We start from the raw sequence: 15,594 nt of genomic DNA on the forward strand, positions 1-15,594 counted from the left end.
CTGTTCCGGCTCACAGCCCCTCCATCATGTTCACCCGGATATAGCCGCCCTCCACATTGGTCTCCGCGATAAACTGGGGCACGGCAGGGACCATGATCTCCCGCTCGCCTCCCCGGATGACATACACGTTTCCGGCGGGCAGGTCCATAATATCGGCGATCTTGCCCAGCACCGCGCCGGTCTGGGCATCCCGGGCCTCCAGGCCCATGATGTCGGCCAGGAAGAAGCTGCCCTCGGGCAGCTTTACGTCCGCCCGGTCGATATACAAAATGGCGTTGCGCATGGCCAGGGCGCTGGGCACATCGGTGACGCCCTCCAGCTTTAAGATGACCATGTTCTTGTGGACCCGGGCCCGCTCCACCTTGATGGGCCAGTGGGAGCTGTCCACATACAGGGTCTTGAACTTGCACAAAAAGTCCGGGGAGTCGGCCCAGGGCTGGACCCGCACCTCTCCCATCACGCCGTGGGTGTTGGTGATCTTTCCGATCTCAAGGTATTGTTCGGGCATGGCATTGTCCTCCATTATTTTAATCAATATATTCAGTAGGGGCCGATGTCCTCATCGGCCCGCATGACGGCATGGTATTCCAGCGGGCCGCTGGGGACAGCGGCCCCTACGATTTTGCTCTAAGATACAAAACAAAGGCGCGGGACCAAAGCCCTGCGCCTTTGTCTTAATCCACGATCTCTACAGAGACGCGTTTGCCTGACCGCTGAGCCACGGAGCGCATCAGGATACGGATCTCCTTGGCGATGCGGCCCTGACGGCCGATCACCTTGCCCATATCCTCAGGGGCCACCCGCAGCTCCAGAACGGTCTCGCCGTCGCCCTCCACCTGGTTGACAGAGACCTGTTCCGGGTGCTCCACCAGATTCTGGGCCACATAGGTCAGAAGTTCTTTCATGGCTTGTAAAACCTCCAGCCTTACAGGGCGCCGGCCTTTTTCAGCAGATCACGGACGGTCTCAGTGGGCTGAGCGCCAGTCTTGATCCAAGCCTGGGCGCGGTCCACGTCCACCTTCAGGTCGGCGGGATGCACGACCGGGTTGTAAGTGCCGATCTCCTCGATGAAACGGCCGTCCCGGGGATAACGGGAGTCAGCCACCACGATGCGATAGAAGGGAGCCTTCTTGGCACCCATGCGGCGCAGTCGGATTTTGACCATTTATATTCACCTCCACATAGTTCGCTGAATTTTTATAGGAAAGCGCGCAGACGCGCGGTTCCAACCAAAGTGATCCGGGCCCGGCCCGGGTTTAGAAGGGCAGGCCGGGGAATTTGCCCCCGCCCATACCGGGCATCATGCCGCCTAAGCCGCCCATACCGCCTTTTCCGCCCTTTTTCATCATCTTGCGCATGTTCCGGGGCATCTTGCCGCCGGAGAACTGCTTGGTCATGGTCTGCAGCATGTCAAACTGCTTCAAAAGGCGGTTCACGTCCACCACTTGCGTGCCGGAACCGGCGGCGATGCGTTTTTTTCGGTTAGAGTTCAGGACGTTGGGGTTCTCCCGCTCGTAGGGGGTCATGGACAGGATGATGGCCTCCATTTGGCGGAGCATTCCGTCATCCACGCCAACGCCCTCCACGTCGGAGGCCTTGATGCCGGGGATCATCCCGATGATATCGCTCAGCGAGCCCATCTTTTTCAGCTGGGCCATCTGCTCGTAAAAATCGGTAAGGGTAAACTTGTTTTTCCGCAGCTTCTCCTGCAGCTCCATGGCCTTCTTCTCGTCGAAAGACTGTTCGGCCTTTTCGATGAGGGAGAGCATGTCGCCCATACCCAGGATGCGGCTGGCCATGCGGTCGGGGTGGAACACCTCGATCTGGTCCAGCTTCTCGCCGGTGCCCACAAATTTGATGGGCTTTCCGGTGACGGCCTTGATGGACAGTGCCGCACCGCCCCGGGCGTCGCCGTCCAGCTTGGTGAGCATCACGCCGTTGATGTCCAGGGCATCGTCAAAGGCCTTGGCGGCGTTCACCGCATCCTGACCGATCATGGCATCCACCACCAGCAGGATCTCGGTGGGGTCCACAGCGGCCTTGATGGCCTTCAGCTCGTCCATCAGCGCCTCGTCCACATGGAGGCGGCCGGCGGTGTCCAGAAACACCATGTCGTTGCCGTGCTTCTCTGCGTGGGCCACAGCGGCCTTGGCGATGTCCACCGGGTCGATCTGACCCATCTGGAACACCGGCACGTCCAGCTGCTCGCCCACCACCTCCAGCTGCTTGATGGCGGCGGGGCGGTATACGTCGCAGGCGGCCAGCAGAGGGCGCTTCCCCTGCTTTTTCATCATGCCCGCCAGCTTGGCCCCGTTGGTGGTCTTGCCTGCGCCCTGCAGGCCCACCATCATCACCACGGTGGGGGGCTTGGGGGCGATGGTCAGCTTGGCGCTGGTGCCGCCCATCAGCTCGGTGAGCTCCTGGTTGACGATCTTTACGATCATCTGGGCCGGAGACAGGGCCTCCAGCACGTCGGCGCCCACCGCCTTCTCGGTGACCTGGGCGATAAACTGCTTGACCACTTTATAGCTGACGTCGGCCTCCAGCAGAGCCAGGCGGATCTCCCGCATGGCCTCCTTTACGTCGGCCTCGGACAGGCGGCCCTTTCCCCGCAGCTTTTTAAAGGCGGCGGCCAGCTTTTCGGTAAGTCCTTCAAATGCCATGGGGTCACTCCTTCAGCAGGGTGTCGGTCTGTTCCAGGATCTGTCCGGCCAGACGCTCCAACTCCTCGTTGTCACAGTCGGCAGCCAGCTCGGCCACCCGCTGGGCGTTCTGACGCACCTGCTCCAGCTGCGTCTGCATGGTGTGAAAGCGCTTGATGAGCCCGGTCTTGTCCTCCAGCTCGGTGAGCACAGCCTCAGCCCGGACGATCACGTCCCGCACGCCCTGTCGGGTGATGTTATAGTTTTCGGCGATCTCTCCCAGGGAGAGGTCCTCGTTGTAATAGAGGTCGTAAAACTCCTTCTGCCGATCCGTGAGCATGTCGCCGTAAAAATCGAACAGCATGGCCATGCGATAGGCTTGACTTTTCAAGAGCTTTGACCTCCTTTACATTCCAGTTGTAAAGCTCAAAAACTTTACAAACGGAATCTTACCATGTTCCCCTCCTCTTGTCAAGTACTTTTCCTTGTCATTTCGCCCGGATTTTTTGTGAGATTTGCCATCGCCTTTGTTGTGTGGTATGATAGCCCTTATCAAACGTGGGCCAACAGCCCGAAAATCTTATACTTTATTGTTAAAGGTGGCACAGCCATGGAAAAGCTATATGAACAGGATGCCTATCTCCGGGCGTTCGATGCCCAGGTCCTCTCCTGCGTCCAGGGCAAGGGGGGCTGGGACGTGATCTTAGACCGCACCGCCTTCTACCCCGAGGGGGGCGGACAGCCCTATGACACGGGAACGCTGGGGAATGTGAAGGTCCTTCAGGTCCACACCCGGGGAGAGGACGTGGTCCACACCTGCGACGGCCCTCTTGAGCCGGGCAGCCGGGTCTCCGGGCAGATCAACTGGGACCGGCGCTTTGACCTGATGCAGAACCACTCCGGGGAGCACATCGTCTCCGGCATCGCCAACGCGTGGTGGGGCTGCGACAACGTGGGGTTCCACATGGGCAGCGACTTCATTACCATCGACCTGAACACCATGATCGACGAGGAGCAGCTCCGCCAGTTGGAAGAGGCCGTGAACCGCTATCTGTGGCAGGACAAGCCTGTGCTCGTCACCTACCCCACCCCGGAGGAGCTGGAACGGCTGGACTACCGCAGCAAAAAGGCCCTCACCGGACAGGTGCGCATCATTACCTTCCCCGGGGCGGACGTGTGCGCCTGCTGCGGCACCCATGTGTCCTCCGCCGGACAGATCGGCCTGGTGAAGCTGGTGTCCGTCCAGAAATTCCGGGACGGCGTGCGCATCGAGCTTTTGTGCGGTGGCCGGGCCCTGGACTATCTCAGCCGTGTGGATATCCAGAACAAAGCCGTGTCCAACCTCCTCTCCGCCAAGGCCGGAGAGACCGCCCAGGGGGTGCAGCGCCTGTTGGAGGAAAACGCCGCCCTCAAGTCCCGCATCCTCACCATGGAGGAGCAGCACTTCGCCGCTCTGGCCCACGGCTGCGCCGGGGCGGGGGACGTGGTCCTGTTTGAGGATGACCTGTCCCCCGATGCCCTGCGGCGGCTGTGCGACACGGTGCTCGGCGAGTGTCAGGGCCGGTGCGCCTGCTTCTCCGGCAGCGATGAGACGGGCTATAAATACGCCGTGGGTCAGCGGGGCGGCGATCTGCGTACCTGGGTCAAGACGCTGAACCAGACGCTGAACGGCCGGGGCGGCGGCAAGCCCGACTTCGTCCAGGGCTCCCTCCGGGCACCCCGGGCGGATATTGAGACGTTTCTGGAAATGTAGAATCCCCCCGCCGCTTCGCGGCCCTCCCCCCTTTAACAAGGGGGGCTGATTTCCCGCTTCATTAGGCCCCCTTGTCAAAGGGGGCTGGCATCGCCGAAGGCGATGACTGAGGGATTCCGTCCCCTCGTCCCAAAAAATCTTATTTTAGGAGTTTTTGATTCATGCGGGTCCAACTATCCGACCACTTTACCTATCCCCGCCTGCTGCGGTTCACTCTGCCCTCCATTACCATGATGATCTTCACGTCTATCTACGGTGTGGTGGATGGGCTGTTCGTCTCCAACTTCGTGGGCAAAACAGCCTTCGCCGCCGTGAATTTTATCATGCCCCTGCTCATGGGCATGGGTGCCCTGGGCTTTATGGTGGGCTCCGGCGGCAGCGCTCTGGTCTCCCGCACCCTGGGCGAGGGGGACCGGGACAAAGCCGAGGGCATCTTCTCTATGTTGGTCTATGTGACTTTGGCCGCCGGAGTGGCGCTCACGCTATTGGGACAGCTGTTCCTCCGCCCCATCGCCGCGGCCCTGGGGGCGGAGGGCGAGATGCTGGAAAACTGCGTGCTCTATGGCCGCATCCTCCTGCTGTCCACCGGGCCCTTCATGCTGCAAAATGTGTTCCAAAGCTTCTTCGTGGTGGCCGAGCGGCCCCACCTGGGCCTGACGGTGACGGTGGCGGCGGGGCTGACCAACATGACCCTGGATCTTTTGTTCGTGGGCGTTCTGGGCTTCGGTCTGCCCGGAGCGGCGGCGGCCACGGTACTCAGCGAGTGCCTGGGCGGCCTGGCCCCCATGTTCTACTTCTTCAGCCGAAACACCAGCCTGCTCCACTTAGGTCCCACCCGGCTGGACGGCTTGGCCCTGTTCCAGACCTGCACCAATGGCGCGTCCGAACTGATGACCAACCTGTCCATGTCCCTGGTGAACATGCTCTATAACCTTCAGCTCATGCGTCTGGCGGGAGAGAACGGCGTGGCCGCCTATGGGGTCATCATGTATGTGAACTTCATCTTTGTGTCCATCTTTCTGGGCTATTCCATGGGCTGCGCCCCGGTCATCGGCTTCCATTTCGGGGCCGCCCACCGGGACGAGCTGCACAATCTGTTCCGCAAGAGCCTGACCCTGGTGGCCCTCACCGGCTGCGCCCTCACCCTGATCGCGGCGGGGCTGGCCGCCACCCTGTCCCGCCTGTTTGTGGGGTATGACCCGGAGCTGTTCACCCTCACCCGTCACGGCCTGCGGCTCTACTCCCTGTCCTTCCTGCTGGTGGGCTTCAACATCTTCGGCTCCGCCTTCTTCACCGCCCTGGGCAACGGTGCCGTCTCCGCCTGCATCTCCTTTCTGCGTACCCTGCTGTTCCAGGTGGCCGCCGTGCTGCTCCTGCCCCTGGTATTGAGGGTGGATGGCATCTGGCTGGCCATCGTGGTCGCCGAGACCCTGGCCCTGCTGGTCACGGTCCTCTTCTTCCTGGGAAAACGGAATACATATGGCTACGCGTAAGGCGGTTGGGGGGCTTCCCTTTCCTTCCCGAAAAATTTTCAAAAAATTGAAAATTCCCTCTTGCATTTCTATTTTTCCTGTGTTATACTAACGTAGCGCTCGACGGAGAGACGTGGAACGCAAGAGAAATGCGGCTGTAGCTCAGTTGGATAGAGTGACTGGCTACGAACCAGTAGGTCGGGGGTTCGAATCCCTTCAGCCGTACCAAAAAGGCTCCATGCCTTGTATGGAGCCTTTTTGTTTCTCCTTCTCCCTCCCCTGTAAAAAGGCGCAAAACAGAATATGCGGCTGTAGCTCAGTTGGATAGAGTGACTGGCTACGAACCAGTAGGTCGGGGGTTCGAATCCCTTCAGCCGTACCAAAAGTCCTCGAAATCGTATGATTTCGGGGACTTTTGCTTTTCATAAGTTGCCATTTTGGGATGTTGCTTTTTTCTGACCCAAACGCTGACCCCAACGGGAGCGGGTAGCCATCATTGATTCCAGCGGCGCAGAATATGAGACTGTCGAAAAGCCTGTCATTGCGAGGAGGCCCAACGGGCCGACGTGGCAATCCGTTCCTAAAACTCATGAGTATCAGCACATTCCCGACTTTTTGGTTACGGATTCCCACGTCGCTGCGCTCCTCGGAATGACAGAAAAGGGTTTATCGACACGCTGATATGTCCCGTTTTTTCTGGAACAGCAGCATCTCACGGCAAACAGCCCCGGCTCCCTTCACGGGGAACCGGGGCTGTTTTTGCGTCACTTCATATAGCGATACAGGAACGCCGCGATCTGCGCTCTTGTGCAGTCGTTGGCGGAGCCGAACAGCCCACCGCCGATGCCGTCGGTGATGCCGTGCTCCTTGGCCCACGCCACAGCCTGCGCATAGTAAGCGTCCGCCGCTACGTCGCTGAACCCGGCGCTGCCGTTCACAGCGGGGCTGCCCGCCACGCGGTACAGGAACACCGCGGACTGAGCGCGGGTGCAGGTGGCGTCAGGGCCGAACAGCCCACCGCCGATGCCGTCGGCGATGCCGTACTCCTCGGCCCACGCCACCGCCTTGGCGTAGTAGCTGTCTGCGGAAACGTCCGCAAAGCTGACCGTGCCCTTCGGCGCGGGAGAACCGGCGACCCGCCACAGGAAGGTGACGATCTGGGCCCGGGTGCAGTTCAGATCGGGACTGAAGGTGGTCTCCGTCGTGCCCTGGGTGACCTCACGCTTGAGCATCCACTCCACCGCGTCCACATAGTAGGCGCTGTCCGCCACGTCCGCAAAGGGATTCACCCAGGAGAAGGACGGCTCCACCGTCACCTTGTCGGCGGGCATCTCAAAGGTAAACGTGCCGTCGCCGTTGTCCTTGACGGCCAGCTGCTTGCCCTTGGAATCCCGGACGATCACCTTGTCCACCGCGTAATGGCGCTCCGGCTTCACGGTGATGGTCACCTTGTCGCCCTTGGCCGCGCTGGTCTTGGAGAGGGAAACGGAGCCGTCAGGGTCCTTGCTCACCTCCGCCTTGACGGGGTGGTTGGAGGGGCTGGAGCTGCCGCCACCACCGCCGGACGAACTGCCGCCGGAACTGCCGCCGGAGGACGGATCCGCCCACAGCACTACCGTGCCTTTCGCGTAATAATTATCCGCGAGATACAACCACGAATATGCCTTTCCCTGCACGAGCGGCGCATTCATGTCATAGCCAGCCGCACCATTGTCCCACTTGAATTCACCGGTAGGCCAGCCGACAGCCTTCGTAAAGGTCACATCCTTCAAGGTCTTGCCTGCCCCGGTGACCTTCGTGAAGGTGGGCGTGCCTCTGAGCGGGGCCTTTTCGATCCATACCTTGAGCGACTTCTCCGCTACTATATTGTTGTGAGAATCATCACCCACGACCTTATACCAAACGGTGTAGGTGCCCGCGTTGGTCGCGGTGGGAAGGCTGTCGCTGTAGTCGCCGCCGTTGTCCAAGCGGTATTGCATTATACAGCCCTCGACGTGGCCCTCGTTGATGAGCACCTGCGCCGTGCCGTTGTAAACCAGTCCGGTCTTTGCCGTGGGCGGGGTGTATTTCGGGTCTTGCTTGCCGTTATCCACAACAGAAAAATGCGCTTCAAGCCATTTTTCGTTAAATTTAAGCTGTGCCAGATACTTACCCGGTTTCTTCAATTCATTGTTATCGGTAACAGGAACCTTGTAGCTGGTACCGCCGTCGTTACTCCTCCAATATTTGATGTCATTCTCTTGGGCTTGTACCACGTCCTTGGGCCAGTTTGCGGAATAGGTCAGCGTTGCCTTGGGCGCTTCCGTAATTTGTGCACAATCATAAACTGTCTGGTCATTGCTGATCTTCACAGTCGCGGGGGTGTTTTTGTAGTCACAGCTGCCCGGAGTGCCTTTGCAGGAAACAAAAATTGTCGAGTCATTGCCCGTTTCTTTTGTGAATTGCCAGCTGTGGGTGTGCGTCACGGCGCTCGGCACCGCCAGCACCAGCTGCTTGTTGTCGTACTTGACCACATACTGCGTGTTGTCGCTGAAGAATTTTCCGCTGTAATCCTCATTCACGCCGGTGGCAATGACGCCGCCGTCGACCGTCTTGGTCACGCCGATGCTGTTCGCGCTGCCCTTCAAACCGTAAGCGCCAATGGTGATGTAGGCGCCCCCATTCAGATACACATTGCTGTCAGCCTTGTTCATTGTGTTCCCCGTGACGGTCGGCCTATCGGACACGGTGAAGGTGGCTCTATCGCTGACACACACACCGTTGCCGATGTTGCCGGTGACGCTGGCGGTGCTGTTCATGTTGAACTCGCCGGCTGACGCATATACGCCGCCGCCGTTTTTCGCCGTGTTGCCGGTGATGCTGGCTTTGTCGTTCATGGTGAAGGTGCTGTTCGTGCTTTTCACATACACGCCGCCGCCGTAGGTGGTTTTCCTCTGGTCGGTGTTCGTCGCCTTGTTGCTGCTGACGCTGGCGCTGCCGTTCATTTCGAAGGTGCCGCTGTACACATACACGCCGCCGCCATTACCTTGGTCCGCCGTGTTGCCGGACGCCGTGTTGTCCTTGACGCTGGCGCTGTAGTTCATGGTGAAGGTGCCGCCGCCCACATACACGCCGCCGCCGTTGCCCGTCGTCGTCGTGTTGCCGCTGACGCTGGCGTTGCCGTTCATGTCGAACTTGCAGCCGCTGTTGACATATACGCCGCCGCCGTTTTTTGTCGCTGTGTTCTTGGTGATGCTGCCGCCGTACATGGTAAATTGACCACCGCCCATATACACGCCGCCGCCGTTGTCCGCCGTGTTGCCGCTGATGCTGCCGCCGTACATATGAAATACGCCGCCGCTCAATACATTCACGCCGCTGCCGGTCATGCCCGCAGTGTGGGTGATCTGGCCGTATGCGTCCTTACCACCCTTGCAGTCGCAGAGGGTGAAGGCGTTGTTCACGTAGATGGCGGTAATGCTGCCATTCGCCGTGATGCTGTGGCCGTTGAGACAGAGCACCGTGCCGCTGGCAGGCGTCCAAGTACTGCTCAGCGTCACATCTGTGTCCAGATAGTATTCGCCCTTGGTTTCGGGCAGTTTCTTACTGTCCGTCCACGCGGTAAAGGTGGCGGCATGGCAGGGATGCCCGTTCCCGTTGCACTCGTCCCTGCCGCAGAGGAAGTGCTTATGCGCCTTTACCAGCACCAGACCGGTTCCATCGGACTTGGCCGAGACCGCATACCCGCCCAGATCGCTCTGGAACTTCTCCGCGTCCTTATCGGACAGGCTTGTGCCGGTGGCAATGACGCTGCCCGCTTGGGTGCTCTCCGTGGTCACGCCGATGCTTGCGCCGTCGGCCAGACCGTCAACACCGATGATGATGGGCTTATTGTCGAGCAGATACACGTTGTTATTGGCGGTGCCCTTCTTGTTGCCGGTGATGTTGGCCTTGCCGGAAACGGTAAATTTGCCGACGAGATTCATAGATACGCCGCCGCCGTTGCCGGTCGCCTTGTTGTTGGTAATGCTGCCGCCGCACATGGTGAACTCGCCTTGATCGACTACACTCACGCCGCCGCCGCTGCTCGCCGTGTTGTCTTTGATCTCGCCGCCGCGCATGGTGAACGTGCAATTCACTCTGCTCACTCGTACTCCGCCGCCGGGGCCGCTCGTCGTGTTGCCGGAGATCTCGCCCTCGTCCATGTCGAACGTGCCCTCGTACACATACACGCCGCCGCCGTATTGGGTGGCCGTGTTGTTGGTGATCTTGCCGCCGTACATATGAAATGTGCCGGCTTGACTGTAGCTGCCCACATACACGCCGCCGCCCTTGTTTCCGCCGCCGTATTTGTTGGCCTTGTTGTTAGTGATGCTGCCGCCGTCGTACAGATTGAATGTACCGTTGGCGTGCACATACACGCCGCCGCCGTTGCCTTCGCCTTTGGCGGATACCTCCGTCGTGTTGTTCGTGATGCTGCCGCCGCGCATATTAAACGTGCCGCCGCTCACATACACGCCGCCGCCGTTGCCGGTTCCCTCGGCACTGCCCGCCGCCTTGTTGTCGGCGATCTCGCCGCCGTACATATTAACCGTGCCGCCGGTGACCTTCACGCCGCCGCCGTTGGTGGCCGTGTTTTTAGTGATTTTGCCGCCGTACAGATTAAACTCGCCGCCGTTGACCTCCACGCCGCCGCCGTTGTAGGCGCTCGTGACCTTGCCCGCACTGCCGCAGTCCGTCAAGGTCAGCGTACCGCCGGATACGACCTCAAACACGGGCTGATCTTTGGCTTTGCTTTCGATCGTATGGCCGTTCAGGCAGATGGTGACGTTGCCCTTGATCTGAATGGGATGATCGATCGTAATATTAGCTCGCAGATAATAGTTATCGGCAGACAACTTATCGGCAGGCAAAACATACTTACCGTCCACTGGTGTCTGCCCAGTTCCACTAGTGCCCTCTCCTACGCCAACATCCAGTTTATACTCCGTGCTGGTCAGCCACTTGTTAAAGGTGATCACATCATGGCCTGTGCAGCCGCTCTTACCGCAGACGCAGTGGTCTTGATGCTCGCTCGTCGCCAGCGTCTCAGGCTGGCTGAACCGCTCGGACAGCGCCGCCAGCTTCTCCGTGTTTTTCAGCTGTGCCTGCTGTCCCTCGGTCAGGGTGTCATAATACGCGTCGCAGGCGGTCTGAAACGCCTCGTAGACCGCCAGGGCATCCGCATCGTCCATGCCGTCCAGTTCCGCCGCGCCAGGCAGAGCGTCGATCATCGCCTGCACGGCGGCCACGGCCTCGTCCTGCTTTGTGGCAGAGTCCTCCTGCTGTTCTTCCTGTTCCGCAGGCTGGTTTTCCTGCTTCGCTTTCCCGTTCGCCGGGTCTGCCGCTTCCTCCACGGCCAGGGACGTCTGTGCCGTCCCCTCCGGCTCCTCTGCCAGCGCCGCCGTGGGAAGCAGCGTCAGGCACAGGGCCAGCGCCATGAGACAACTCAAGATACGCTTCTTCATAGGTTTCCTCCTTCTGTTTCGTCTCCGCCCGGATCGGGTCTCCACGGACAGAGAGTATCCCGTAGGGAGAACTCCCTACGGGCCCGGGGGCGCCCCCGGGCAACTTTTACAGGTTAACGGATCAAGTGTAACAGCTTTTCCGCGCTTTGTGGGGCCGTCCGCACGAAACGTCCTCTATTTGACATGAAACGTCACCGGAGCGGCCCCGGCTGACGTTCCGCCCGCGTTTTCGCCCGTTTTCTTTCCGGCAGAATGATCTCACGCAAAACAGCCCCGGTTCCCTGGGAAAGGGACCGGAGCTGTTTTTTTGCGTCACTTCATGGAGCGTGCCAGGAAGGTTGCGATCTGTGCGCGGGTGCAGATGGCGTTGGGGTCAAAGCGACCGCCACCGACACCGGCGGTGATGCCGCTTTCCACGGCCCAGGCCACCGCCTGCGCGTAGTAGCTGTCGGTGGGGACATCGGTGAAGTTCGCCGCACTGCCCGCCGCCGCGGACTGGCCCGCGGCCCGCCACAGCATGGTGACCATCTGGGCACGGTTGATGGTGCCGTTGGGGTTCGTGCCGTCGGAAACACCGTTGGCCTTGGACCACAGCTGCGCCTTTTCGTACCAAGTAGCGCCGCCGGTCAAGTCCGCGTCATTCTGCCGTGCCAAAATCGTCCACAGCTGCGCCCGGGTGGTGGCGTTGTCGGGCGCGTAGGTGGTCTCGCTCATGCCGCTCACAAGCCCACGGGCGCTGACAAAGTCAATGGCATCCTTGGCCCAGTGGTCTTGCGTGTCGATGAAGCCCTTGGAGTTGTCAACGATCTTCACCGTGGCATTGCCGTTCACGGTGAGCTGGATGCCGTTCTCCGTGGGCAGGGAGTTCTTGACGATCTCCTCGGTGCCATCGGGATGGACGAGCACCGCCACCGTGCCGGGCTTCACGTTGGAAACGGGGATCTCCACCTTGGTGTCGCCGGAGTTTCTGGGCAGCTCGATCTTGACGGTGGGGGCGGTGTCGGAGTTGCGGGTGGCCTTGACCTCCACGGGAGCCTTCACCGCCTCGCCGTTCTTCTTTGCGGTCTCAACGGCCTTGCTGCTGAGGGTGGTCTCCGCCGTGGTCTGGCCGTTTTTGTCGGTCTTGACCGTGCCCGTGGAGCCGTTGGGGGCGGTGCTCTCCGTGACGGAGCTGCCGTCGGGCTTGGTAGTGGTTTCGACCTTGGTGCCGTCGGGCTTGGTGGTGGCTTCGGGTTTGGTGGTCGTCGTGCTGCTGGAGCCGCCGCCACCGCCGGAGGAAGAACCGCCGGAACTGCCGCCGGTGGAACCGCCGCCCGCAGAGCCGCCGTCCGGGGTAAAGCGCCACGTTCCGCGGAACACCACGGTCGTGCCCTCTAAGGTGCCGTTGTCCCAGCCGGAGAACGCCCATGTGCCAGTCAGTCCGCCGTTCTGTGCGTTGGAGGTCGAACCGGCGGTGAAGGTGGTGTCTACCGCGTCCATCGCCTGCCCCACGCTGCGATAAGCCCTGCTGTCGGTGGGCAGCTTTCTGTCGGAGGGGGCTTCGCCCCAGTCATAGCGCACCGTGTAGGTCTTTCCCTCCGGCTGCTCCGTGGTCTCCTGATAAACGAAGGTGACCGTGGAGCCGTTGTCCTTCCTATCGACAAAGGCGTGGCCGTTCAGGGTCTTAGGCGGCTTCCAGTTCACGCTTGCGCCTGTCGGGACCGGCAGAACGGAGGGCGCGGTGTTGGGCATCGCCATGCCGCCCTCCAATTCATATTGAATGGTAACGCCGGTGTAGGATTGCTTTTCGGTGCCATCGTTGGCGAGGATGTTCCCCGCCCCGTCCACCACCGCAAAGCCGATGGTATCGCCGCTTTGCAGCTGGGCGTTCTCCGGGATCTGGTAGACGAGGGAGCAGTTGACAAGGCCGGAATCAAAGTCACTGCCGGTGTATTCCAGCGCGCCCTTGGGCCAGAACTTGGACTTCTCGCTCCAGACGGGGATGGTAAACTCCTGTTCCGCCAGAATTTTTTCACCGTCTGCCGTGACCGCATGGCTGCCGTCAGCGTGCTGCACCCACAGGCGCAGCGTCACGGTCTGCTCCTGGGTGTCGGAGAGGTTTTGAACGATGGTCCGCAGCTCGATCTCCCGCCCCGTCATGTTCGGAGAGAATTTGGTTTTGTAGCCGCCGCTCAAAAGGCGGCTCTCCCGATCTGTTTGATACTTCCAATAGCCGGAGGAATTTGCATCTTTATAATCTTCGGGGTTCTCGGTGGGGTTTCTATATTTGTCGGTGTACAGCTTCACCTCCGGGACTGCCACATAGAGGGCGGGCGGGTCGGAGATCAGCTGGCTCATGCGCTTGGTGCCCTGAAGGGTGCACACATCGCAGAACTCGTTTTTTGTGTTAACTCGCATGAGGCAATCAAAGCTGGAATTGTACACATACGAATTGTCAGCGGCCGGGCAGGAATAGGTCTTACGGAAGCCCAGCATATTCTTCCACTTTACCTGCGTGGGGTCCGCCGTGTGAGACATATTCAGCGAGGTGAGGTAGGACTCCGGCCCCACGGGGGTCGTGCTGACCGTATACTCATCGCCCAGATGAAACAGTCCGTGTCCCAGCTCATGGCGCAGGATAAACGGGGAAGAGTCGTGTTTCGCGGCTGCCAGGATATAGTGGATGCCGCTTTTTATCTCATCGTGGGAGCCGCCGAAATACTCTCCGCTGTTCGCCAGCACAACAAACTGGTTGATGTGCTCATAAACGTAATCATACTGTCTGTACTCATCGGCCTCCGGCATGGTCGTGTTGGGAATGTGCGCGTCATGGATCTTTTCCAGGAAGGCCGTGCCTATGATGCGCTCGAAAATGTGATTTCTCCAGACTCCGTGGTTGACGGAGATGCCGTCTTTATTCGCCTGGAAAAACGTGCTGCTGCCGTTAAAGCCGTCTTTCGACGCTGTGCAGAGCGCGTAGACGTTGAAGCGGTCCGCCATGCTGCGGTACGGCTCCGTGTTCAGCGTTGCCTGCCACAGCCGCTGAACATCTTTGACGAAATCCGCCTGCTGGCTTTTGGTGTAGCCCTCGGCGCAGAACAGGATCACCATGTTCTCCGTGTCGCTGCGGGGCTTCTGGATCACATACACCGGAATGGTGGGGTTGGCGTATTCAGGGTCGGTCGTGTAGCGCTCGCTCATCTCCACCTGAAGATACGTCTCGGTGTCCACGTCCCAGTTCCCGTCGCCGGTGTCCCGCTCGGCGGGAGAAAGTTGGGTGCTGTCCGGGAGCTTGTTCGGCGCGGAGCCAACATAGGGGTCGGTCTCCGTGCCGCTGCCGTCTGTCACGGTATAATACGCCGCGTCCAGATAGAACGCCGGGCGGACGCCGTAGTAGCTGATATAGGGCGCGGCGCGCAGGATGCTCCCCTGCGGGGTCACATAGCGCATATCGTGGTTGCAGTCCGTCACCGGCGTCCGCAGCCAGTAGTTCCATTGGGTGCCGCTCCGGTTCCACCCGATGTAGTAGCTGCCGAGGTTTTCATAGACGGTATGGAGCTGCTTCACGTCCAGCAGGAACACCTTGTCGGTGATGTTCTCGTAATGTGCGCCCTCATAGCCCTCTGCCACCGAGCCGATGTCGGTGTTGTAGGGGAGGTCGGTCCCCGGCGCGTCGATGTAGCCCGCGGTGTACTCCGGGTGGGAGACGATGGAGCGCTGCGTCACCGTTTTGATGGCGGCGGCCTCGTCCGGCGTAAAGCCGTTGAGGAAGCCCGCCTCGTCGGCATACGCGCCATGGCCGTTGTAGTCCATGATATAGCCGTCCTTGGGCGGGTTGCCGCAGAGCCATTTCACCTCTCCGGCCCCGGCATCAGAATTGAGCCACGAGCGCATATCGCTGTCCCGCCAGTGGTTGGAGCCGTATTTGCTCCGGTAGCCGCTGCGGCGGTGAGAGCCGCTGTTGGGATTCGCGCTGGTCCGCGCGTCATAGGGCATATAGTCGCACAGCACCCTGTCCGAGAGCATCAGCGGGCCGTTTTCGTCCACGCTGACGCAGCGCCACAGGATCGGAGTGTTTTCGTAGCTGCCCAGCTGAATGTAATCGCCCAGCTTGATGCGCGTCTCCGTGTCTGCGGCCCCGACCGGCAGAGGGAGCAGGCCCAGCAGCAGGACGACGGAAAGGAGCAGAGCCATCACTCTGCCGCTTTTCTTGTACTTCTTGTGCTTCATGTGTTGTCTCCTTTTCATTCAGATTTTGCTTT

9 protein-coding genes and 2 tRNA genes are annotated in these 15,594 nt (G+C 60.2%); 4 read left to right on the plus strand and 7 right to left on the minus strand.

Going from position 1 to position 15,594, the window contains the following annotated elements; all coding sequences use genetic code 11:
• Positions 1 to 10: 10 nt before the first annotated feature.
• From rimM to ylxM, 5 genes are all read right to left on the minus strand, one after another.
• A complete protein-coding gene (gene rimM / locus H8S55_RS03605) occupies positions 11 to 508 on the minus strand; it encodes a ribosome maturation factor RimM (RefSeq protein WP_186877866.1) in 498 nt (165 codons plus the stop codon).
• 166 nt (positions 509 to 674) lie between these two features.
• Entirely contained in the window at positions 675 to 905 is a 231-nt protein-coding gene (locus tag H8S55_RS03610) for a KH domain-containing protein (protein ID WP_186877867.1), read from the minus strand.
• A gap of 20 nt (positions 906 to 925) precedes the next feature.
• Positions 926 to 1,165, minus strand: a complete 240-nt coding sequence (gene rpsP, locus H8S55_RS03615) for a 30S ribosomal protein S16 (RefSeq protein ID WP_147564046.1) — start codon at positions 1,163 to 1,165, stop codon at positions 926 to 928.
• A gap of 91 nt (positions 1,166 to 1,256) precedes the next feature.
• On the minus strand, positions 1,257 to 2,663 hold the full coding sequence (gene ffh, locus H8S55_RS03620) for a signal recognition particle protein (RefSeq protein ID WP_147564047.1): 1,407 nt from the start codon (positions 2,661 to 2,663) through the stop codon (positions 1,257 to 1,259).
• Positions 2,664 to 2,667: 4 nt separating this feature from the next.
• Complete coding sequence (gene ylxM / locus H8S55_RS03625) at positions 2,668 to 3,033, minus strand: YlxM family DNA-binding protein (RefSeq protein ID WP_147564048.1); 366 nt, start codon at positions 3,031 to 3,033, stop codon at positions 2,668 to 2,670.
• 219 nt (positions 3,034 to 3,252) lie between these two features.
• On the opposite strand from ylxM, the gene H8S55_RS03630 reads away from it, so the two are divergent.
• From H8S55_RS03630 to H8S55_RS03645, 4 genes are all read left to right on the plus strand, one after another.
• Positions 3,253 to 4,395 (plus strand): alanyl-tRNA editing protein, encoded by a 1,143-nt coding sequence (locus H8S55_RS03630; protein WP_186877868.1) that lies wholly within the window; start codon positions 3,253 to 3,255, stop codon positions 4,393 to 4,395.
• A 161-nt stretch (positions 4,396 to 4,556) separates the two neighbouring features.
• On the plus strand, positions 4,557 to 5,888 hold the full coding sequence (locus tag H8S55_RS03635) for an MATE family efflux transporter (RefSeq protein ID WP_186877869.1): 1,332 nt from the start codon (positions 4,557 to 4,559) through the stop codon (positions 5,886 to 5,888).
• A gap of 130 nt (positions 5,889 to 6,018) precedes the next feature.
• A tRNA-Arg gene (locus tag H8S55_RS03640) sits at positions 6,019 to 6,095 on the plus strand.
• A gap of 77 nt (positions 6,096 to 6,172) precedes the next feature.
• Positions 6,173 to 6,249 (plus strand) — tRNA-Arg (locus H8S55_RS03645).
• 382 nt (positions 6,250 to 6,631) lie between these two features.
• Here the strand turns inward: H8S55_RS03645 and H8S55_RS03650 are convergent.
• The gene (locus tag H8S55_RS03650) at positions 6,632 to 11,353 is read right to left on the minus strand and encodes an S-layer homology domain-containing protein (RefSeq protein ID WP_186877870.1); all 4,722 of its coding nucleotides are present in this window, start codon (positions 11,351 to 11,353) and stop codon (positions 6,632 to 6,634) included.
• 312 nt (positions 11,354 to 11,665) lie between these two features.
• The gene (locus H8S55_RS03655; RefSeq protein WP_186877871.1) at positions 11,666 to 15,562 is read right to left on the minus strand and encodes a M64 family metallopeptidase; all 3,897 of its coding nucleotides are present in this window, start codon (positions 15,560 to 15,562) and stop codon (positions 11,666 to 11,668) included.
• Between the last annotated feature and the right edge of the window lie 32 nt (positions 15,563 to 15,594).

It is taken from the genome of Flintibacter faecis (genome assembly GCF_014287875.1).
Taxonomy (GTDB): domain Bacteria; phylum Bacillota; class Clostridia; order Oscillospirales; family Oscillospiraceae; genus Lawsonibacter; species Lawsonibacter faecis_A.